Origin of the sequence: Corynebacterium sp. KPL1986, assembly GCF_000477975.1 — a bacterium.
Lineage (GTDB): Bacteria > Actinomycetota > Actinomycetes > Mycobacteriales > Mycobacteriaceae > Corynebacterium > Corynebacterium accolens.
In genome coordinates this window covers 985,644-1,007,580 of sequence record NZ_KI515719.1, presented here as the reverse complement: position 1 = coordinate 1,007,580, position 21,937 = coordinate 985,644, and the positions used below count along the sequence as shown (strand labels likewise).

The following is a 21,937-nucleotide window of genomic DNA, read 5'->3' as shown; positions in this document are numbered from 1 at the left end:
CTTAAACGTCGGCACCGCGCTCGACGCGCGGGCGAGGAATGCGCCACTTGCGGGGCTGGCTGGCGCGGGAAAATGCGTAGAATCCCAGTCCAAAGCCGGTGGCGGTGGTGCCGGGGAACTTCTTGCGAACCGCATTATTAGCACGGCGGCCCAGCCAGATGCCGTCGATGGCGAAGATGAGGATGACCACCATAGCAATCGCATTGATGAGGCCGGCGATGCTGGGGGCCGCATAAGTCACAAAGACCACGACGATAAGGGCAAGCGCCATCGGCATTACCCATTCCGAAAGCGTGCGGCGGGCATCGATCCAATCGCGCACGTAGGCGCGCTCTTCGCCCTGATCGCGGGCTGGGAGGAAGCGCGGATCGCCTTCGGCCATGCGCTCCTGGCTTTCGCGATTGCGCTGGTTGCGCTCCTTGCGCTCCTGTTTTTTATATTCTTTCCACTCGTCCTTGCTCATGGACTTTTTGAGTTCCTTGCGGCGCTTATAGCGCTGCGCATCGGATACCCCATGTGGATCGCGCTTCACGCCGCGCGCGATTTCTTGTTCCTGGCGCTTTGGCGTGGGACGACCCTTCGGCGGGGTATACCCCTTGCGGTGGGTTTCTTCCTGAACTTCTTCCTGCACGGGAGCGGGTTCAGGGGAGGTCTTGTCATCTTTTTGCCACGGAAGTTTCACGCTGATCAGACTACAAGGTTTCGACCCCAAGAGGGGAATAGGCCCGCCCACGGCGTTGTTATTACTATGGGCTACCTTTTCCCTCCTTGTAGATGCGGGTAGGGTAGTGGCTACGCAACCAAGACACATTTGAGGAGAAGTGATGACCGCTCCAGTTTCCGAAACCGGCGTCATTCTGACCGAGGCCGCAGCCGCAAAGGCAAAGGGCCTGCTTGATCAGGAAGGCCGCGACGATCTCTCCCTGCGCATCGCAGTACAGCCCGGCGGCTGCGCTGGCCTGCGCTACCAGCTCTACTTCGATGACCGCAGCCTTGATGGCGACAAGGTCGACGAGGTGGGTGGCATCAAGCTCGTCGTGGACAAGATGTCCGTGCCGTACCTTACCGGCGCCAAGATCGACTTTGCTGACACCATCGAGTCCCAGGGATTTACCATCGATAACCCGAATGCCACCGGCTCCTGCGCGTGTGGCGATTCCTTCAACTAAACAGAAGGATAAAGAAAAAGGGTGAGTGCTTCGCGGCGCTCACCCTCTTTTTATGTCTTTAAAGCTCTGCGTGGAGCTTTACCCAGTGCGGCTTAAAGCTTGACCGGGTACTCGCGCTGCTCGATCTGCGGGTCGATGCGCTTTTCCACAAAGATACCGTGCCAGATCATAAAGGACAGCACGGTCCACAGGCGGCGAGAGTGATCGGAAACGCCATCGCGGTGCTCCTTGAGCATCTCCAGAACTTCCTTCTTATTGAAGATGTCCTCCGTCTGGGAATCGTTGATGGTGTCTTGTGCCCAGCCGTAGAGCTCGTCGCCAGCCAGCCAGTGGCGCATGGGTACAGGAAAGCCCAGCTTCTTGCGGTTGAGGACGTGCGCGGGAACGATCTGCTCCATGGCCTTACGCAGGGCATACTTGGTGGTGCCGTGGGAAATCTTCAGATCGTGCGGAATGGATTCTGCGACCTTGAATACTTCCTTATCCAGGAATGGCACGCGCAGCTCCAAGGAGTTGGCCATGTTGATCTTATCGGCTTTGACCAAAATGTCACCGCGCATCCAGGTAAACAGATCAAGGTGCTGCATGCGGGCTACCGGGTCAAAGTCTTCCGATTGCGCATAGATGGGTGCGGTGACCTCGCGGTGATCCCATTCGCGCTTGGCCCATGGGATAACGCGCTGCATCTGCTCAAAGTTAAAGGACCGCGCATTGCCGTAGTATCGCTCCTCCATGGTCATGGAGCCGCGGTTAAGTAGGGACTTGCCCTTCATGCCATCAGGCAGTACGCGGGAGAGCTTGCCCAGGCCCTGGCGCAGGGGAGAGGGGATCTTCTCAAATGGCGCGAGGGACAGCGGTTCCTTATAGATGGTGTAGCCGCCGAAGAGCTCGTCGGCGCCCTCACCGGAGAGGACCACCTTGACGTGCTTGCGGGCCTCTTGGGCCACGAAGAAGAGCGGTACGAGGGAAGGATCGGCCACCGGATTATCCAGGTACCACATGATCTTAGGGATCGACTCAGCATATTCTTCCGGCGAGACGATCTTGACGATGTGCTCTACGCCGATAGCTGCCGCCGATTCTGCGGCCACGTCCACCTCGGAATAGCCTTCGCGCTCGAAACCAGTGGTAAACGTCAGCAGATCCGGGTTATGGCGCTTGGCCAGGGTAGCGATGGCGGTGGAGTCGATGCCGCCAGACAGGAAGGAACCCACGGTGACATCGGCACGCATGTGCTTAGCGACGGAATCCTCCAGCGCTTCTGCAATCCGGTCAAAGAGCTGTTGTTCTTCGCCTTCTGGAACCTGCTGGACCGGAAAACGCGGCATGAAGTAGCGCTCGGATACGACCTCGTCACCCGGCTTCAAGGTCACCGTGCAGCCGGATTCCACGCGGCGAATATTGGCGTGCAAAGATTCCGGTTCCGGCACGTATTGCAGGTCGACGTAGTGCTCGATGGCGCGGCGGTCAAGGTTGAGTTCTAGACCAATGTCCTCGGCCATGTCCAGGATGCACTTCATCTCGGAGGCAAAGACCGTGCCGGCGTCCGTAGTGGCATAGTAAAGCGGCTTGATGCCAAACTGGTCGCGCGCGGCAAACATGGTCTTGGTCTTGGTATCCCAAATGACGATGCCAAACATGCCGCGGAGGTGCTCGACGACATCCTTGCCCCAGTGGTGGTAGCCCACCGCAATGGGTTCGCCATCGCCTTCCGTATAGAAGGTATAGCCCAAGGCCTTGAGTTCTTCGCGGAGCTCAACGTAGTTGTAGATCTCGCCGTTAAAGGTAAGGGCATACCGCTCTGGTTCATCCTCAGGGCCCCAGCGCAGGGGCTGGTGGGAATGTTCCAGGTCGATAATGGACAGGCGGTTAAAGCCGAAGGCGGCGTCGCCATCATGCCAAGTACCGGCTGCGTCCGGTCCGCGGTGGTGCATGCAAGGAAGCGACCGCTCCAGCGCGTCGACATATTTGTCCACGTCACCGGTGGCCGCGAGCATGCCAAGAAGTCCGCACATGTAAAGATAGCTCCTTTTAATTAAGCGACTAGTGCTCGGTGTCCTACTTTACGGTGCATGGGGTGGAAACCAGAAAGCGCCACGGCTTGGAAGAAGCTGCGGAAAAGCTTAAATTCAGCTTCCCCGTAAGGGTGCGAACTTTCGGATGATGGCCGGAATTGTTCCCTGTGAGTTAAGGCACATGGCAAAGGTGCAGACTGGGGGTACGGTTGGAACATTGTGCAGGTGGGGCGGTAACCTACTGATTCGTGGATATAAATTGAGCGCCCTGGGTCTCCTTTTAAGCTTCAAAAAGGCTGGGAACCAAGCATTTATCCATTATTCTGATTGGGTAAGGGTGCTCTGTGAGTATTCGAGAAGTTTGTGTGGACAGAAAGGCAGAACACACGTGGGACAGCGTAATAAGCGCACCTTCGCCCGTAAGGCGGGCGTAGCTGGCGCACTTGCCCTAGGCGGTCTCGCCCTGGCTGGTTGTGACGTTCAGGCGCCAACTGCTGTAGAGAACCTCCTGGGATTCGGTTGGCCAAAGGGTGTTACCCCTGAGGCAGAAGCAATGTATAACTTCTGGATCTGGGTCTGGGTTGCAGCTTGGATCGTCGGCTTCGTAATGTGGGGCCTTTTCCTTACTGCGATCTTCCGCTGGAGCGCGAAGAAGGCAAAGCGCGATGGCAAGGGTGAATTCCCGCGCCAGACGCAGTACAACGTGCCATTGGAGATGGTGCTGACCATCGTTCCAATCCTGATCATCATGACCTTGTTCTTCTTCACGGTGCAGACCCAGCAGAAGGTCACCGCATTGGATAAGGATCCAAAGGTCACCGTTGACGTCACAGCATTCCAGTGGAACTGGAAGTTCGGCTACGCCGAGAACCGCGTCAACGGTGAGAACTACAACGGTGCGGACGAAGCGCGTCAGGCTGAAGCAGAAAAGACCGCCCATGACCCTGAGGGTGTGGACAACCCCAACCCAATTCACGGTAAGTCCAAGGGTGACCTTTCCTACCTCAACTACAACAAGATTGAGACCGTAGGCTCCACCGAAGAGGTTCCGGTTCTGGTACTTCCTTCCGATACCGCCATCGAGTTCCGTCTGGCTTCCGCTGACGTTTCTCACGCGTTCTGGGTACCGGAGTTCTTGTTCAAGCGCGACGTATACGCGCACCCTGAGGCCAACGCCCAGGAGCGCAGCTTCCAGATCGAATCGATTGATAAGCAAGGTGCCTTTGTTGGCCGCTGTGCTGAGATGTGCGGTACCTACCACTCCATGATGAACTTCGAGATTCGCGTTGTGTCCCCAGAGGACTTCAATGCCTACATGGACTTCCGCGAGAAGAACCCGAACGCCACCAACGCCGAGGCGTTGAAGGAAATCGGCCAGGATCCGTACGCAGTTACCACCCACCCGTTCTCCGGCGAGCGCGACACCGCCGATGGTGACAACTACGTTAAGACCGCGGCATAAGAGATAAGGACATTACACAATGCGTGCTACATCGAAAGTCTTTTACTCAATCGCGACCTACCTTTTCGTCTCGCTGATTGTTTATATCTTTGGCGTCACCCTCGTGAAGGATGATGGTTACCTCTACGGTGCCGAGTGGGTTGGCATCGTGGGCATGTTCCTCTCCGTCGTGCTCTGCCTCATGCTGGGCGGCTACCTGCACTTCACCGATAACCGCAGCGACGTTCTGCCGGAAGACTGGGAAGAAGCAGAGACCGAAGACTCCGCTGGTATCTTGGGCTTCTTCTCTCCAAGCTCCATCTGGCCGCTGGCCATGGCCGGTGCCATCGGCTTCTTGGGCCTGGGCGTCATCTTCCTGTACTACTGGCTCATCGCCTTGGGCGCCGTGTGCTTGATTGCTGCCTGCACCGGCCTGTCCTTGCAATACGGTCTGCCTAAGGAAAAGCACTAGAAACTATCTAGTCGCAGCCACTGCCTAAACTTCTCAGCCCTCCTCACCATTCCTCGGTGGGGAGGGCTTTGGCGATCTGCGTCGGAAATCGACGGGTAAAGTTCCCGCGGTTCCTAAATTTTTTTGAGAAGGGGGAGAGGGGTTGCGTCCAGGTTTTAAGTGGGCAGCAAAAGCGCATCCCAGCACGTAAACGGCTATTTCTGCGGGGGTCAACCGAAAGTTGCAAATGGGCCATTTTCCCCGAAAACCACCGTGTGATTTATCTCTCTAAGAAACTTGCCGAAACCGGTTGCGGACGAAGGCTAGATCATCGTGCATCGGCTAGGTCGAGTCGGAGGAATTGCGGCTATAGCCGGAGTTTAAGTGTGTCACCTGCGTTGATGTCTCGTCGGATAAGAATACAAAAAGTTCCCAGCTATTTATTGTTGACGGATCTCGTTCGTTTCCTTATTGGTAGCTGGCAATTTGGTGAAATCCGAATAGAGAAAGCGGGGGGAATTGAAGTGACTTTAGGATCCAGAACGGCCATAATTACCATTGTGACGAGCGTAGTTTCTAACCAAGGTATGACAGCACCACGTGTTGCCTCGCTGAACCGACCCAATATGGTCAGCGTGGGCACCATCGTGTTCCTGTCTCAGGAATTGATGTTCTTTGCCGGACTGTTCGCGATGTGGTTCACCTCGCGAGCGAACGGCCAGGAAGGCGATTGGGCAGAGCACACTGCCCATATCAACCTGCCAATGGGCTTTCTCATTACTGCAGTGTTGATTTCTTCCTCCGTGACCTCGCAGTTCGGCGTGTTTGCCGCAGAAAGGGGTGACGTTTACAAGCTTCGACTCTGGTACACCATCACGCTGGTATTGGGTGTTGTCTTCCTGGGCATCATGGCGTTTGAGTGGGCTGAGTTGATTCACGCAGGCGTGACGGTACAGTCCAGCGTCTTTGGTTCGGTGTTCTACATCATCACCGGCTTCCACGCTGCGCACGTAACCGCCGGTTTGATTTCTTTTGCAATCATCCTGGCGCGTATCGCTAAGTCTAAATTCACGCCGGCACAGGCTACCGCCGCGATGGCAGTGTCCTACTACTGGCACTTCGTTGACGTTGTGTGGATCGGTGTGTTCACCGTTATCTACTTGATTCAGTAGTGTCGGCGACCCTCTCCCCAAAACAGTCCTCCCGTGTTCGAGTTATCTAAAGGAAAATGATGGATAACAATTCGCAGTCCGCGGCAGTGGAGCAGACCACTGCCTCGGCTAAGAAGACCCGCCGTCGCCGCAAGGCGAAGCGCACCCTTGCAGGTGGCTTTGCTTTGGCCATCGGTTTGACCGGCGCTGGCGTCTTGGCCTCTGCCTTGACGCCTGACGCTCAGGTCGCTACGGCGGAAAAAGATGATCAAGCCCTCGTGCAAGAGGGTAAGGACATCTACGACACCGCTTGTATCACCTGCCACGGTGCCAATCTGCAGGGCATCGAAGGCCGTGGCCCCTCTCTCGTAGGTATCGGCGCCGGCTCTGTGTACTTCCAGGTTCACTCCGGCCGCATGCCGATGATGTCCAACGACGCACAGGCAGAGCGCAAGGCTCCTCGTTACACCGAGCAGCAGACCTTGGCGCTGGCCGCTTATGTCGCTGCTAACGGTGGCGGCGCAGACATTGTCTACAACGACGATGGAAGCATCGCCCAAGAATCCCTTCGCGGCGCCAACTACAACGGCCAAATTCAGGCCGAAGACGTTGCCAAGGGCTCTGAGCTTTTCCGCATGAACTGCGCATCCTGCCACAACTTCACCGGTCAGGGTGGCGCGCTGTCCTCCGGTAAGTACGCCCCGGAGCTGGCACCTGCTAACGAGCAGGAAATCTACCAGGCAATGTTGACCGGTCCGCAGAACATGCCAAAGTTCTCTGACCGTCAGCTGACTGCAGATGAAAAGAAGGACATCATCGCCTACTTGAAGTCTGCAGAAGAGACTCCGTCTCCTGCCGGTTGGGACCTTGGCGGTCTCGGCCCAGTGGCTGAAGGCCTGGCAATGTGGATTATTGGTATCAGCGCACTGTGCGCCGCTGCTATGTGGATTGGATCGCGCTCATGAGCAATGTGAAAAAGAATTACACTGACGCAGAGCTCGATAAGATGAGCAATGATGAACTTGCTGCACTTGGTACCGAGCTCGATGATGTCACCGTAGCGTTCCGCAAGGAGCGTTTCCCGGTTGAAGGTGACCCCGCGGAAAAGCGTGCGGGTCGCAATGTCGCCATTTGGCTGGCACTCTCCGTTATCGGCGGATTGGCTTTCTTGGGCGTCTACCTCTTCTGGCCTTGGCAGTACAAGCAGCTAGGGGAGGACGGCCTCGTCTGGCACACTCTCTACACCCCGCTGCTTGGTATTACCGCTGCATTGTCCATCTTCGGACTCGGCTTTGCCATCGTTCAGTACGTGAAGAAGATCCTGCCGGAAGAAATCTCCGTGCAGCGTCGCCACGATGGTCCTTCCGAAGAAGTTGACCGCCGTACTCTTACCGCTCTCTTGAACGATTCTTGGAAGACCTCCACTCTCGGCCGCCGCAAGACCATCCAAGGTCTGCTCGGTGGTGCAGGCGTTCTCTTCGGCTTGACTGTTATCGCCCCGCTTGGCGGCGCAATCCGCAATCCATGGAAGGTTCGCCACGAGGTGAACTACGCCGGTGATGGCACGCTGTGGACCTCCGGCTGGACGATGCACGAGAAAGGCGTAAAGCTTTACCTCGCTCGTGACACCGGCACCATCGCTGAGAAGCACTCCGGCGAGTCCGGCGAACACTACACCACCGAAGGCGTTACCCGCCTGGTGCGCGTTCGCCCCGAGGACTTGGCTGCCGGCGGCATGGAAACCGTCTTCCCGCTTGCGGAAGAAGACGTCAACGACGGTGACCAGTACGACGCTAAGCGCGACGTATACGAGCACCACATGCACTCCATCCACGGCAACCGCAACGCGGTGATGTTGATTCGTCTGCGCCACTCCGATGCGCAGAAGGCGATCGAACGTGAGGGTCAGGAAAACTTCCACCACGGCGATTACTACGCCTACTCCAAGATTTGTACTCACATTGGTTGCCCAACGTCGTTGTACGAGGCACAGACCAACCGAATCCTGTGCCCCTGCCACCAGTCGCAGTTCGACGCATTGCACTACGGTAAGCCGGTCTTCGGCCCGGCCGCCCGTGCTCTGCCACAGCTGCCCATCACGGTGGACGATGAGGGCTACCTTGTTGCAGAAGGCAACTTCATTGAGCCTGTCGGTCCGGCATTCTGGGAGCGTAAGTCATAATGAGCAATAAACTCGCCCAAATGGGCAACAACATGGACGAGCGCTACAGCGCCGCCGGCGTGCTAAGGACGCAGCTGAACAAGGTCTTTCCGACCCACTGGTCCTTCATGCTCGGTGAGATGGCGCTGTACAGCTTCATCATTCTTCTACTAACCGGTACATACCTGGCGCTATTCTTTGACCCTTCCATTACGAAGGTCATCTACGACGGCACCTACGCACCGCTGAACGGCGTTGAGATGTCGCGCGCCTATGCAACCGCACTCGATATTTCCTTCGAGGTCCGTGGTGGCCTCTTCGTTCGCCAGATGCACCACTGGGCAGCACTGCTGTTCATGATGTCGATGGTTGCGCACATGCTGCGCATCTTCTTCACCGGTGCATTCCGTCGTCCCCGCGAAGCTAACTGGATTATTGGTTGCACCCTTATCCTGTTGGGCATGATCGAGGGCTTCCTCGGTTACTCCCTGCCGGACGACCTGCTTTCCGGTGTTGGTCTGCGCATTATGTCCGCCATCATCCTGGGTCTGCCGATCATTGGTACCTGGCTGCACTGGGCCATCTTCAACGGCGACTTCCCGTCCGACTTGATGCTGGACCGCTTCTACATCCTGCACGTTCTGGTCATCCCTGGCATCATCCTGGGCCTCATCGCGGCCCACCTGATCATGGTGTGGTTCCAGAAGCACACCCAGTTCCCTGGACCGGGTCGCGCAGAGAACAACGTGGTTGGCGTCCGTATTATGCCGGTCTTCGCCACCAAGGCGATTGGTATGGGCATGATGGTCGCTGGCGTGCTGGCTTTGATGTCCGGTGTGCTGACCATCAACGCCATCTGGCTGCTTGGTCCGTACAACCCGTCACAGGTGTCTGCGGGTTCCCAGCCCGATATCTACATGCTCTGGACTGACGGTGTGGCGCGTGTCATGCCCGCTTGGGAGCTGTACCTGGGTAACTACACGATTCCTTCCGCCTTCTGGGTTGCGCTGTTGTGTGGCCTGATGGTTGTACTGCTTATCACCTACCCGTTCCTGGAGAAGAAGTTCACTGGTGACGATGCGCACCACAACCTTCTGCAGCGTCCACGTGACGTTCCTACGCGTTCCGCGATCGGTGCCGCAGCAATCGTGTTCTTCCTCCTGGTTACTCTCTCCGGTGGTAACGACCACGTTGCGCACTTCTTCCAGATTTCGTTGAATGCGATGACCTGGGTCGGACGCATCGGCCTGATTGTCCTGCCGCCGATTGCTTACTTCATGACCTACCGCATTTGCGTTGGTCTCCAGCGCTCTGACCGCGAGGTGCTCGAGCACGGTATCGCTACCGGTGTCATCAAGCAGCTGCCTAACGGTGCCTTCATTGAGGTTCACCAGCCGCTCGGCCCGGTTGATGAGCACGGCCACGCAGTACCGCTTGAGTACGCAGGCGCTCAGGTGCCGAAGCAACTTAACCACCTCGGTTACGCTGACTCCGAGATTCAGGGCACCTTCAGCCCGGACGATCCGGAACTCATGCGCCGCGTTCACGAGATTCACGAGGAGAACCACGAAGAGGAAGCGGAGATGTTCCGCCGCCTCAACGAGGCCAACCGCCGTGATGACGAGGAAAACGGTCGCATCTAACCTTTCCTTGGGTTAGCTCGATACACGCTCACTAAACGAGCCCGCTAAGCCACCAATACCTGGTGGTAAGCGGGCTCGTTTCAGTTTTGGGACCGTTGCTTTCTTAAGGAGTCCCGGGTTACTTTTGCTGGGCTATTGAGTGAGGAGTCGGCACATAATACAGGCAACCTGGGACCGTCTCTTTTAGGCGAAAATCGAATAATTGCCTAAGTCTTAGCAGAGCGCCTCGCACACGCCAGCGGTCTACCGAGGCAGTAAGAAGCTCGTCGCCCTCCGTATACAGGAATGGAAGTACCGACAAACGCCGGCTCACGCGGGAACGCCTTGTCTAGCGGTGGGGAATAGCGCCAGCCTTGTTAGTTAGCAATAGGGTAGCCGTCCTAGGAGCATGAGGTTGCCACTAAACCTGGGAGGGACGTTTTCCGCGATATGAGGATTTGAGTGAGTCCCATAGCCGGGATTTGTCTTTAAGCGTGGTCTACAGGGCTTCGGAATAGCTATCGCACACCCTCCAGCCCTAATATGTTCTTTTCCCTTTGCTTCACTTTCTTGGACACAGTTAGCACAGTTCTTAATTGCAGCTTTTCTGCTGTAGTCATCACCACTAGAATCGTGAGCCTCACTTGGGGCCGTCGTCGCAGCTTTCCACTAATGCTAGAACTCTTCGAATGTATCGTCTCCAAGAGCAGTCGCAGGATCCACGTCCGTATCCTCTTCGCCAGTTCGCCTGGGTTAATTGAAGGGCGCTGTGCTTTGTGCAGACATTGGTTTGGGAATGACCCAATCCGACAACGAGAGCGTTCCTCGAGGCGCGAGATATAGGCGTTATTCTCTGCCCTCTTAGATACTGCAGTGAGGTACACGTCTTTGCCAGGCCTTTAAGCAAGTATTGCCGGCCTCTGCAGAGACTAGGCGGACCAAGGCCTTTCTATAGGGACTCACGCCGTAAAGCGAGGAACTGGGGTGGACTAAACCTTACTCGCCCGGTGGGTACTGGAAGCGGCGTTACCTAACCGGCCCCAGTGCCTGGCAACAAGCCACGAGGTGGCCCCTTGGGCTCAGCACGCAATTGGCTCGCGGGCTCAGTAAAACCCGGAGCGATAACGCTGGATAGGGCGGCCGGTTTTACGCGATCCGAAGGCGCTCAAGGACGAGGCTGATGGTACGAAAGTGATTGTTACACATAGTATGTGTCGAAAGTCACAAATAATAATTTTTGAACTTGTTGAAGCGCTTGTTTGTGGAAGAGCTAACTGCCGGAGGTGGGCTAAGCCTTGGCGATTGTCCCAGTGTATGGCCCTTAAAAATCAGTAATAGCTTTATTGAATCTTCGATATGTCGGGTTTGTCTCGGCTTGGTCAAAATAAGATAACGAACGTGTAACAAAGCTAGATCCGGGGTAGTGAATGGACATTGATTGTGATGATTTCGTAACCTATTCGAGACATTGAGTTACCGCCCGAAAAGGTGCTCAATACGAAATGAAAATTTATAGCGTCGCATCTGGCTCCTCCTAGTGAGGGGCCGAGTGGAGGAAGGCCTAAAGGAACGGCCCTCCAATGAACACTAGGCCCCAGGGTCAGAGCTTTTCTACAAGGGAAAGTAGACGCGTAGGAAGATTTGGAGTTTTTCTCGTGGCAAAGCACCGTCGTCAGGGCACTGTAAATACCCGTCGTATCGCATCTACTGCAGCTATCGCTGCAACCGCAGCTGTCGCCGCCCCAGGCGTCGCTCAGGCTGCTGAGGTCGTTGTTCCTAATACCGACTACCGTTTCGAGGTTGCCGGTCTGGAAAACGTTCCGAACATTGACCAGGTACCGAACATTGACAAGTACGTCCCGTCCTTGGGTCAGGTTTCCAACCAGGGTGGCGACAACTTCGTTGCCGCTGCTGAGCAGCAGGCTGCTCCGGCACCGTCCACCGTTGGTCAGAAGGCTCTGGAAGCTGCACGCTCCGTCCTTGGCTCGCCGTACGTTTACGGCGCTGCCGGCCCGAGCGCATTCGACTGCTCCGGCCTGACCAGCTGGGCATACTCCCAGGCTGGCGTTCAGATTCCGCGTACCTCCCAGGCTCAGGCTGCTGGCGGTACCCCGGTTTCCCTGGATCAGCTGCAGCCTGGTGACATCATTTCTTACTACGGTGGCGCTTCCCACGTCGGTATCTACACCGGCAACGGCACCATCATTGACGCGCTTAACTCCGGCACCCCTGTGCAGGAGCGCGACTTGAACTACATGCCGATCCACAACGCTGTCCGTTTCTAATTGGCAGTGAAATGACTTGCCCTTCCCTTTGCAAAAAAGGGGAGGGTTTTGTTGTGCAACAGCGGCTAAAACCCGCTATAGTAAATTCGATTTTTGAAAATTTTGAGTTGAAGGTCTTCTCGTGTCTAAACGTGTGCTCCCAGCCGCTGCACTAACTGCAGTCCTCGCTGTCACTACTCTTTCTGGTCTCCCTCAAGTTATCGCGCAAGAGGCGGAACCGAACCAAGAATCTGCCACTGAAAATGTTGATGAGCTGGTGGATCGCGTCGGCGAGGTCGCCCGCAAGGTCTCTGCTAAGAACGAGGAAGTCAAAGAGCTAGAAGATAAGCTCGCGGCCAAGGAAGAAGAGGTCGCTCAAGCAGAAGAGGACGCCGCTCAGGCACAAGAGCGCGTACGCGACGCGCAGGGCGATGTCTTCACGCAGCAAGGCCGCGTGGACGATCTGGCACAGTCTCGCTACCGGGGAGACTCCCGTTCTGCCGTCTCGGGCGCTTTGGCAGCAGAAGACGCCGCAGACGCCGTAGAGCGCATGGGCTACTTGGGCGCGCTCTCGCGTAAGGCGCAGCGCACCCTCGATGCCAAGGCTGATGCCGCCTCGACGGCCGAAGCGGTTCAGCAGGAAGCCGCTGAGGCTGCGAAAAAGGTCCGAAAGGAAAAGAAGGATCTCGAAAAGCAGCGCGATGAGCTGGTAAAGCAAAAGGATGCGCTGGAAGAGCAGCAGGCCGATATCGAGGCGCAGGTGGATGCGCTCAGCGATGAGCAGCGCGAGGCCTGGGTAGGACAATTCGGCGGCACGGATAAGCTGGACATCGACTTGGGTGAGATTGCCGATGGCGCTAGCTCTGCGGCCCTGTCCAAGCTGGGCTCGCCCTATGGTTGGGGCTCTGCCGGCCCGAATCAGTTCGACTGCTCCGGCCTGATGTACTGGGCCTACCAGCAGATTGGAAAGACCATTCCGCGCACCTCGCAGGCGCAAATCGCTGGTGGCACGTCCGTGCCGGTTGACCAGCTGCAGCCTGGCGATATCGTGGGCTACTACCCAGGAGTTACCCACGTTGGAATGTACATTGGCAACGGCCAGGTAGTACACGCCTCGACCTATGGTGTGCCGGTTCAGGTCGTGCCGCTTAACTCGATGCCGATTTCGGGGACTGCACGGTTCTAAGTGGCCCGCATACTGCTGGTAACGAATGACTTTCCTCCCAAAGTTGGAGGAATCCAGTCCTACCTGCGGGACTACCTAGAAGCGCTCGACCCAGACGATGTCGTAGTATTCGCTTCGACCCAAGAGCCGCCGGAGGACTATGACGCCTCGGTTGCCTACAAGGTCATTCGGTGGCCACACCGCGTGATGCTGCCCACCCCGGCCACCATCCGCCGCATGCAGGAGATCATCCGGCAAGAGGCCATTGAGGTCGTGTGGTTCGGTGCGGCGGCACCGCTGGCGCTGATGGGAAATGCTGCGCGGCAAGCGGGGGCGCGCCGCGTGGTGGCAACGACGCATGGCCACGAGGTGGGCTGGTCCATGGTTCCGCTGGCCCGCCAGTGCCTGCGGTTGATTGGCAATAACGCCGATGTCATTACCTATATTTCGGACTACACTCAGCGTCGCCTGCGTGGAGCGTTTGGCCCGCGCCCCGAGTGGGCGCACCTGCCTTCCGGCGTCAGCCTAGATTCACTTTCCCCCGCAACCCCTGCCCAGCGCGCTGCGGCAAAGGCGGAGTTTGGGGTAAATGGGCCAACCATCGTCTGCATTTCCCGGTTGGTCCCGCGCAAGGGGCAAGACCAATTATTGCGGGCGATGCCACAGATCAGGGAAGAATTCCCCAATGCGCAGCTAATGTTGATTGGTCGCGGGCGCTACCACGACGTACTGCAAGAATTGGCAGAGATATACTGCCCCGATGCGGTGATTCAGCCGGCCCCCAGCATTGAGACCGCCCTCCACGCCGCCGATGTTTTTGCCATGCCGGCCCGCACCCGGGGCGGCGGCTTGGACGTGGAAGGCCTGGGCATCGTCTATCTGGAAGCACAAGCCTGCGGGCTGCCGGTCGTTGCCGGTGATTCTGGGGGAGCACCGGAGACCATTACGGGGGAGACGGGGATCGTCGTCAAGGGCGCGTCCGTCGATGAGCTCGTGGAGGCCTTGAAGGCGCTCTTGCGCTCGCCAGAAATGCGTGATCGTATGGGGCAGGCGGGGCGCAGACATGTTGAACAGCACTGGAGCTGGGAGATCATGGGGCAGCGGCTGAGAAAGCTTATGGCTTGATGTGACCCTGGCCCGGTTGTCGGTATATTCTGATATCCATGCTTGAAAACAACTCCGCCGATCTTACTATCGGCTTCGATGTCGGTGGCACCAATGTGCGCGGTGGAGTAATTACTCGAGACGGGGAAATCCTTGCGAGTCGCACCATGCCAACCTCGAGCGACCCGCGGCAACTTGATGATGACCTGGTAGCAATCGTCGAGGAGCTGCGCGCAGAGTATCCCGTGGGTGCGGTGGGCCTTGCCGTCGCAGGATTTTTGGATCCAGAGTGTGAGACCGTCCGCTTTGCCCCGCACCTGCCGTGGCGGAATGCTCCCGTCCGGAGAAACCTCGCGGAGCGCTTGGGGCTGCACGTCCGGCTGGAGCACGATGCCAACTCCGCTGCCTGGGGTGAATGGCGCTTTGGCGCGGGGCGCGGCGCGAAGGATTGGGTATTTTTTGCCGTCGGCACCGGCATCGGCGCGACCTTGATGACCCATGACACCATCTACCGCGGCGCGTTTGGAACGGCCCCGGAATTCGGCCATATCGTGGTGGTGCCGAATGGCAGGCAGTGCTCGTGCGGCAAGCGAGGGTGCCTAGAGCGCTACGCCTCTGGCACGGCGCTGCCGGATACCGCGCGAGAGCTGCGGCCAGACTATGAGACTACCTTGCCGCCTTACCCCACCGGTGAGCAGGTCGCACGCGCGGCCCGTGGGGGAGACCCACTCGGCATTGCGGTAATGGAGAACTTCGGTCAGTGGTTGGGCCAAGGCCTATCCATCGTCGCCGATGTGCTCGATCCGGAGCTCATCGTGATCGGCGGCGGGGTGTCCCAAGACGCGGATATGTACTTGGAGGAAGCCACCGCTGCCATGGGCCGGGATATCGTCGGCGCTGGGCATCGCCCCCTTGCTCGCGTTGCAACCGCGGAATTGGGCTCGGCAGCAGGTATGATTGGCGTAGCTGACTTGGCCCGCCGCGGCCACTAGAACGAGCGAAGGACGAGCTGGAGATGAAAAACAAGTGGTACTGGGCGTTTAAGCATATCTTTTTCGGTCCCGCCCTGCGTGTATGGAACCGCCCTTGGTCAGAAGGAATGGAAAAAATCCCTGCTGAGGGCCCCGCGATTTTGGCATCCAACCACCAAGCGGTGATGGATTCCTTCTTCTTCCCCTTGCTGTGCCCGCGCCAAATTACGTTCTTAGCCAAGGCCGAGTACTTCACCACCCCTGGGCTCGTGGGCGGCATGCAGAAGTGGTTCTTTAGCTCCGTCGGGCAGGTCCCCATTGAGCGCGATCATGAATCAGCCAGCCAAGCCATGCTCGAAACCGCGCGGAAGATTTTGGGGCGCGATGATCTCTTTGGCATCTATCCAGAGGGCACACGTTCCCCAGATGGGCGTGTGTATAAGGGTCGTACCGGAATGGCGCGCATCGCGATGGAGACCAATCAGCCGGTCTATCCCATCGCCATGATCAATTCCCGCAAGGCCAACCCGATCGGATCGTGGATTGTCCGCCCCGCCAAGGTGGGCGTGCGCGTGGGAGACCCCATTTACCCACACGATTGGGCGCGCGAACACGGCATGGATCCACAGGAGCACGAGACCATCCGTGCTTTTACGGATATGGTCATGAAGACCTTAGCCGAGCTCTCCGGCAATCCCTATGTGGATGTCTATGCGGCTGATGTGAAGGAATCATTAAAGGCCGGCCACGGGTACCCCGCCGGTGCGGAGATTAAAGGGAGGTAATTACAATTCCTCAGGCCCGCTTAGCGTGGCCGGATACCGCAAAAGGAATTTCTATCATCGGCGTGGTGCTCCTACACATCACGCTGAAGGTGCCAGGAGCCGAACAAACGTGGCTTGCAACTCTCAATACCTTTCTCGATCCCCTGCGCCTTCCCCTGTTCTTTCTGGTCTCCGGCTACTTCTCTTATAAAGTCTTTCGTTACAATTTCGCGGAGTTATTCACCCGCCGCCTCTGGTTCTTCCTCATCCCTTATCTGGTGTGGATGTCCGTAGAGCACTTGACCAAACAGCTGGAGTACCAGTGGGTTTTCGGTGACTCTTCCTGGGGCATGACCGACATGGTGTATAACCTCTTGCTCGGCCATACCATGGCGTGGTTTATCCATGCGCTCATTTTGTTCAACCTATTTCTGTGGTGCGTGCGCAAATTGCCTGCGTGGGCGGGCATCGGGCTGAGCTTTACCCCCGTTATATTTATTGCATGGCAGGAACAGTTTCAGTTTATTAGCAAGGCCATCATGTTCCTGCCCATCTTCGTCGGTGCAGCCTACCTGCGGGAGCCGATTACCCGTTTTGCCGCCGCGGCAGAAGAGGTATTCCACGGCTCGTGGACGGCGCGCAGCGTTGGGGCATATGCCGCGGCCATCGGCACGTACTGTGTTGGCCTGGCATTGCGCCACGCGTGGGACGGCAACGAAGAAGACATTGCTTTTAACTGGCCCCTATTGGGCGCGGACTTTTTGGAATGGGGAGATATCAACCTGTTAGTGCGCTTCGCGGAACAGGTGCTAGAGGTACCCGCGGGAATCGTTGGGGCCGTGCTCATTAGCCACATTCCGTGGATTGCAGAAGGCGTGAAGTTCGTCGGCCGGCACACGCTGCCGATTTATCTCTCGCACCCCATCGGCCTGACCGTGGGCTATGGGTACTACATGGCGCATCATGACTATGTCGTTTCTTTGGCCGGGTCGTGGCCGCTGGAAAACACGTGGTTCTGGATCGCTATTTGTTTTATCTTTACGGCCATTTCCTCCCTGGCGCTGTGGGCGCTGGGGAAAGTCCCTATCCTTGGCTGGACGCTGGTTCCGCCGCGGATCGATCGGCGCCGCCCCGCCGTAGAGCCAATGGTAGCGAACAAGCAACCAACAGCACGGTGATGATGACGTAGTCATTGCCAACGATGTGCTGCCACCCCGTCCAATCCAGCTCCTGGTCCTCGGTATGTGGAACCTGCCAGTGGCCGCGGGCGAAAAGCGCCAGCCAGGTGAGAGCGGCGAGGACCCAGCGGCGGCTGGCCACCAGGTAGATGCCCGCTAATACCAGCCAGGTAAAGTGGTGCGACCACGATACGGGGGAGCACAGCAGCGATACGGAGGCTGCCAGCAGCATGAGCACAACCTGGTTACCGCGGGACAGGCGCTCCATGGCAAACCACACGATCGCGATGACGACGATGACGCCAACGAGCCACAAGGTTTCTGCGTTATTGGGGCTTAAGCGGGTAAATAGCCCGCGCAAGGATTGGTTGGCGCTATAGGCTAGGCCGCCGATGCGCTCGGAATCGCGCAGGGTAGAGGTCCAATACTCAATCGAGCTGTGCGGATTGGCGGCAAAGGCGATAAGGCCGGCAGCCACGAAGGAGCCTAGCGTGGTAAAGAAGGCCTTCCACTCGCGGCGGACGAAGAAGACAGCCAAAAAGACCGCCGGGGTGAGCTTGATGGCAATGGCGATGCCGGTCAGGATGCCGCGGGCCTTTTTCACCCACAGCAAATCAATGACCACGAGTGCGGTGAGCAGGATATTGATCTGGCCAAAGCTAAAGGTCTGCGTAATTGGCTCGGCCAGCATGGCGGCAAAAAGCCCCCAGGCCGCCCATTGTTGGCAATTGAGGGTGCGCAATACCAGCGCAATGCAGACCCACAAGGCGAGCACGGAGAGGACCGTGATCACCACGGCGGCAGCGGTGAGGGGGATCCACTGGAGCGGGGCGAAGAGCAGGGCCGCAAACGGTGGGTAGGTAAAAGGGAGAGACACGTTGCGGTCGGTGCCTACGAAATAGTCGCGGTTATAAAGGTCGCTGCCGAATCCGGCCCCACCTTCGCGGTACACATCGAGGTCAATGTGGTAAAAGGCGCGAAAATCGCCGGCGAATAAGGCAGGAATATCGATAATCCACCACAGGGCGGCAAGCGCTGACAGGATTAGGGGGAGGGCGGTGGTCCACAGGGATTTATTATCGGTTCGGCTCACCTGCAAAATTTTACAGTGGCGCGATCGTGGGGCCAATTTCCCGCGCCCGTCGCCGCAGCGCTAGGCTTGTACAACGTGCGTTACTTCTATGACACCGAATTTATCGAGGATGGCAAGACCATTGAATTGGTCTCCATCGGCATCGTCGGTGAGAACGGAAGTGAATATTATGCCGTATCCACGGATTTTGACCCGTCCAAGGCCAACTCTTGGGTCAAGGAAAACGTCTTGGCCAAACTGCCCAGTCCCCAGGATTCCGCATGGAAGCCAGCGAGCACCATCCGCACGGAAATCCTGGAGTTTTTAACGCGCAGCTCTACGCCTATTGAACTATGGGCGTGGGTTGGCGCGTATGACCACGTGGTATTGGCGCAGCTGTGGGGCGATATGGCGAGCTTGCCCAAGCGCCTGCCGCGCTATACTCGCGAGCTAAAGCAGCTGTGGGAGTTCGCCGGGCGTCCTAGCTTGCCGGCCGTTCCTAAGGGCAATCACGATGCGCTTGTCGATGCCCGCCATAACCTCGCCAAATTCCGCGCCTGCACCGAGGTCTTGCCCTTGTCCAAGGGTAATAGAATCAATTTCTAGCAGTTAACTACCAAGCGACAGGCATTAAATGGTTAAATGGAAGAGTGAGTTGGACAGTAGATATTCCCCAAAGTGTTCTGCCTGATCTTCCGCCCTTGCCTGAGGGCATCGAGGAGGTCTTCCAGGACGTCATCAAGCGCGATGCGAAGCAACAGCCCAGTTGGGATCCCACCCAAGCCGATAACGTGCGCAAGATTCTCGAGTCGGTGCCGCCCATCGTGGTTGCCCCAGAGATTGAGAAGCTCAAGCGGCAGCTTGCCGATGTCGCACTAGGCAACGCCTTCCTGCTGCAAGGCGGCGATTGCGCCGAGACCTTTGAATCAAATACCGAGCCGCATATTCGCGGCAACGTTAAGACCCTGCTGCAGATGGCCGTCGTTTTGACCTATGGCGCGTCTGTTCCAGTGGTGAAGCTGGGGCGCATTGCTGGGCAGTATGCCAAGCCGCGTTCCTCGGATACGGATGCGAATGGCCTATTAAATTACCGCGGGGACATCGTCAATGGCGTGGACCCCACCGATGAGGATCGCCGCCACGATCCTGCCCGCATGATCCGTGCTTACGCTAACTCTTCTGCCGCCATGAATTTGGTGCGCTCGCTGACCTCCTCCGGCACCGCGGATCTCTACCGCCTGCATGAATGGAACCGCGAGTTCGTCCGCAAATCGCGCGCGGGTGCCCGCTACCAGGACTTGGCCCGCGAGATTGAGAATGGCCTGAAGTTCATGAATGCGTGCGGCGTGCAGGATTCCACCCTGCACTCGGCGGATATTTACTGCTCGCACGAGGCGCTGCTCAAGGATTATGAGCGTTCCATGCTGCGCTTGGGCCAAGACGATAATGGCGATACCAAGCTCTATGACCTCTCTGCGCACCAGGTGTGGATTGGTGAGCGCACCCGTGGGCTGGATGACTTCCACGTTAATTTCGCCGCGATGATCGGCAATCCGGTGGGCATCAAGCTCGGACCGGGCGCCACGCCTGAGCAGGCCGTGGAATACGCCGAAAAGCTAGATCCCAACCGCGAGCCCGGCCGCTTGACCATCATCTCCCGCATGGGTCACGACAAGGTTCGCAGCGTCTTGCCACCCATCATTAAGGCCGTCGAAGACTCCGGGCACACCGTGGTATGGCAGTCCGACCCCATGCACGGTAATACCTTTACCTCGTCCAACGGGTACAAGACCCGCCACTTCGACAAGATCGTCGACGAGGTGCAGGGCTTTTTCGAGGTACACCGCGATTTGGGCACACACCCGGGCGGCGTGCACCTCGAGTTCACTGGGGAAGACGTGACGGAATGCTTGGGTGGCGCCGAGGACATCACCGATCTGGACCTGCCGGGCCGCTATGAATCCGCCGTGGACCCGCGCCTGAATACGCAGCAGTCCCTCGAGCTCTCGTTCCTCATCGCGGAGATGCTTCGGAACTAGGGCGCCACCTAGACCCAGAGGGAAGGGGTTCCTTCGTAATAGGAGGAACCAAACCACCACCCGCTGATAGCGACCGCGCCGGTTGCCACCGCCACTGCGAGGAGAAAAACCAGCAGTGAGGCGGGATGGCGATTGGTCAGGGGCCGCTCGGCGGGTTCTTCTTCTGCCGCCTGTGCCGGCGGCTGCGCGGGAGAATGCGCCGCCGCACCCGCTCCAGCCTCCATGGCAGAACCAGGGGCCGGCACTGGGGCCGGGGACGGTGCTGGAGCAGGTGCCAGCGGCGGCTCGGGGGAATCGTCAGGGGGCGCCTGGGGGACATCGAGGCGCGTTTCAAAGTCTGGCTGCGGCGGATCCGGCTCGGGCTCAGGGGGAATGACCTCGGTGGGCCCGCCGTCTAAATGCTCGGTAGCGCCTTGCGGGATGGTCCGCGTGGGCTCAAATACATCCGTAGCGCCGATGCCGGAATAATCCGTCGGCGTTTGTGCGGTGCGCGCGGCGGCCGCATTGCGGGGAACCGGGATGGTCACCGTGGGCAGATCCAATTCCCGGCAAATATCCTCGATGGCATCCAAAAACTCCCCGGCATCGGCAAAGCGCTCGCGGGGATCGCGGGCGGTGGCGGTGGCCACGAGGGCATCGACAAGCTTGGGCACGCCCTCAGCGCGCGTGGATGGGGCGGGAACGTCGTCGTATAGGCGCGCGGTGGCGTGCGCGATCGGAGTATCCCCGGAAAATGGCACGGTTCCGGTCAGGAGCTCAAAGAGCACGATGCCGGCCGAATACACGTCGGTAGCGGGGGTTATATCCTCGCCGGTGACCTGTTCCGGTGCCAAGTACGAGACGGTGCCGACGATCATATTTGAGGTGGCTTGCGCATTCGTCGCACGTACCAAGCCGAAATCGCCCAATTTCACCCGGTGATGAGAGGTAATGAGCACGTTATCGGGCTTAATATCGCGGTGGATAAGCCCCGTGGAGTGCACCTCGGTCAAGCCCTGGAGCACGCTGCGCAGCGTCGATAAAGCGGCAGGGACGGTAAGGGGGCCGCCTTCGGCAAGCAGCTCGCGCAAGGTGCCGCCATCGATGAGCTCCATGATGAGGTAAACGGGCTCGCCGTCAGCGGAAAAATCATGAATGGCCACGAGGTTGGGGTGCTGCAACCGCGCCATCGCGCGGGCCTCGCGGGAAAAGCGCTTGATAAAAATCGGGTCATCGTCATAGCGCTCATCCATGACCTTTGCGGCCACTTGGCGGCCCAAGCGCATATCCACGCAGCGATAGACGGTAGACATACCGCCGCGGGCGATGGGGCGATCGATGCGGTAACGGTCTTCCAACACGTCACCAATTTCCAACCTAGTCATACCTCC

General features: G+C 58.0%; 19 protein-coding genes. 15 read left to right on the top strand and 4 right to left on the bottom strand.

Going from position 1 to position 21,937, the window contains the following annotated elements:
- Position 1 precedes the first annotated feature (1 nt).
- Complete coding sequence (locus HMPREF1287_RS04675; RefSeq protein WP_005278343.1) at positions 2-682, bottom strand: DUF3043 domain-containing protein; 681 nt, start codon at positions 680-682, stop codon at positions 2-4.
- Positions 683-824: 142 nt separating this feature from the next.
- On the opposite strand from HMPREF1287_RS04675, the gene HMPREF1287_RS04670 reads away from it, so the two are divergent.
- Entirely contained in the window at positions 825-1,169 is a 345-nt protein-coding gene (locus HMPREF1287_RS04670; RefSeq protein ID WP_005283948.1) for an iron-sulfur cluster assembly accessory protein, read from the top strand.
- Positions 1,170-1,261: 92 nt separating this feature from the next.
- Here the strand turns inward: HMPREF1287_RS04670 and asnB are convergent, their stop codons facing one another.
- Positions 1,262-3,184: an asparagine synthase (glutamine-hydrolyzing) gene (gene asnB / locus HMPREF1287_RS04665; RefSeq protein WP_023017212.1), complete on the bottom strand. Its 1,923-nt coding sequence runs from the start codon at positions 3,182-3,184 to the stop codon at positions 1,262-1,264.
- Positions 3,185-3,572: 388 nt separating this feature from the next.
- Here asnB and HMPREF1287_RS04660 point away from each other — a divergent pair, with 388 nt between their 5' ends.
- The 12 genes from HMPREF1287_RS04660 to HMPREF1287_RS04605 all read left to right on the top strand — a co-directional run bounded on the left by HMPREF1287_RS04660 (position 3,573) and on the right by HMPREF1287_RS04605 (position 17,456).
- Positions 3,573-4,646 (top strand): cytochrome c oxidase subunit II, encoded by a 1,074-nt coding sequence (locus HMPREF1287_RS04660; RefSeq protein ID WP_005278347.1) that lies wholly within the window; start codon positions 3,573-3,575, stop codon positions 4,644-4,646.
- A gap of 19 nt (positions 4,647-4,665) precedes the next feature.
- Positions 4,666-5,097: a cytochrome c oxidase subunit 4 gene (locus tag HMPREF1287_RS04655; protein WP_005278348.1), complete on the top strand. Its 432-nt coding sequence runs from the start codon at positions 4,666-4,668 to the stop codon at positions 5,095-5,097.
- A 566-nt stretch (positions 5,098-5,663) separates the two neighbouring features.
- Entirely contained in the window at positions 5,664-6,248 is a 585-nt protein-coding gene (locus HMPREF1287_RS04650) for a heme-copper oxidase subunit III (RefSeq protein WP_197719670.1), read from the top strand.
- Positions 6,249-6,304: 56 nt separating this feature from the next.
- Entirely contained in the window at positions 6,305-7,192 is an 888-nt protein-coding gene (locus HMPREF1287_RS04645; protein WP_005283937.1) for a c-type cytochrome, read from the top strand.
- Positions 7,189-8,409, top strand: coding sequence for a ubiquinol-cytochrome c reductase iron-sulfur subunit (locus tag HMPREF1287_RS04640; protein WP_023030472.1), 1,221 nt, complete (start codon positions 7,189-7,191; stop codon positions 8,407-8,409). Before HMPREF1287_RS04645 ends, HMPREF1287_RS04640 begins: the two co-directional genes overlap by 4 nt.
- Positions 8,409-10,031: a cytochrome bc complex cytochrome b subunit gene (locus tag HMPREF1287_RS04635; RefSeq protein WP_005278357.1), complete on the top strand. Its 1,623-nt coding sequence runs from the start codon at positions 8,409-8,411 to the stop codon at positions 10,029-10,031. Before HMPREF1287_RS04640 ends, HMPREF1287_RS04635 begins: the two co-directional genes overlap by 1 nt.
- Before the next feature lie 1,634 nt (positions 10,032-11,665).
- Entirely contained in the window at positions 11,666-12,295 is a 630-nt protein-coding gene (locus HMPREF1287_RS04630) for a C40 family peptidase (protein ID WP_005278362.1), read from the top strand.
- Between the two features lie 121 nt (positions 12,296-12,416).
- Positions 12,417-13,460: a C40 family peptidase gene (locus tag HMPREF1287_RS04625; protein WP_023017216.1), complete on the top strand. Its 1,044-nt coding sequence runs from the start codon at positions 12,417-12,419 to the stop codon at positions 13,458-13,460.
- Entirely contained in the window at positions 13,461-14,564 is a 1,104-nt protein-coding gene (locus HMPREF1287_RS04620) for a glycosyltransferase family 4 protein (protein ID WP_023017217.1), read from the top strand. It abuts the gene before it with no gap.
- Positions 14,565-14,602: 38 nt separating this feature from the next.
- Positions 14,603-15,535, top strand: a complete 933-nt coding sequence (locus HMPREF1287_RS04615; protein WP_023017218.1) for an ROK family protein — start codon at positions 14,603-14,605, stop codon at positions 15,533-15,535.
- 23 nt (positions 15,536-15,558) lie between these two features.
- The gene (locus HMPREF1287_RS04610; RefSeq protein ID WP_005283920.1) at positions 15,559-16,299 is read left to right on the top strand and encodes a 1-acyl-sn-glycerol-3-phosphate acyltransferase; all 741 of its coding nucleotides are present in this window, start codon (positions 15,559-15,561) and stop codon (positions 16,297-16,299) included.
- Between the two features lie 65 nt (positions 16,300-16,364).
- Positions 16,365-17,456: an acyltransferase family protein gene (locus HMPREF1287_RS04605; RefSeq protein ID WP_232215130.1), complete on the top strand. Its 1,092-nt coding sequence runs from the start codon at positions 16,365-16,367 to the stop codon at positions 17,454-17,456.
- Here HMPREF1287_RS04605 and HMPREF1287_RS04600 read toward each other — a convergent pair.
- The gene (locus tag HMPREF1287_RS04600; protein ID WP_023017220.1) at positions 17,362-18,549 is read right to left on the bottom strand and encodes a glycosyltransferase 87 family protein; all 1,188 of its coding nucleotides are present in this window, start codon (positions 18,547-18,549) and stop codon (positions 17,362-17,364) included. The two genes, HMPREF1287_RS04605 and HMPREF1287_RS04600, sit on opposite strands and share 95 nt — an antisense overlap.
- A 75-nt stretch (positions 18,550-18,624) precedes the next feature.
- On the opposite strand from HMPREF1287_RS04600, the gene HMPREF1287_RS04595 reads away from it, so the two are divergent.
- Both HMPREF1287_RS04595 and HMPREF1287_RS04590 read left to right on the top strand, forming a co-directional pair.
- Positions 18,625-19,134 (top strand): polyadenylate-specific 3'-exoribonuclease AS, encoded by a 510-nt coding sequence (locus HMPREF1287_RS04595; RefSeq protein ID WP_023028997.1) that lies wholly within the window; start codon positions 18,625-18,627, stop codon positions 19,132-19,134.
- A 44-nt stretch (positions 19,135-19,178) separates the two neighbouring features.
- Positions 19,179-20,567 carry a class II 3-deoxy-7-phosphoheptulonate synthase gene (locus HMPREF1287_RS04590; RefSeq protein ID WP_005283913.1) on the top strand — a complete coding sequence of 463 codons (1,389 nt, stop codon included), beginning with the start codon at positions 19,179-19,181 and terminating at the stop codon, positions 20,565-20,567.
- Positions 20,568-20,575: 8 nt separating this feature from the next.
- Here the strand turns inward: HMPREF1287_RS04590 and HMPREF1287_RS04585 are convergent, their stop codons facing one another.
- The gene (locus HMPREF1287_RS04585) at positions 20,576-21,931 is read right to left on the bottom strand and encodes a protein kinase (RefSeq protein ID WP_023017222.1); all 1,356 of its coding nucleotides are present in this window, start codon (positions 21,929-21,931) and stop codon (positions 20,576-20,578) included.
- Between the last annotated feature and the right edge of the window lie 6 nt (positions 21,932-21,937).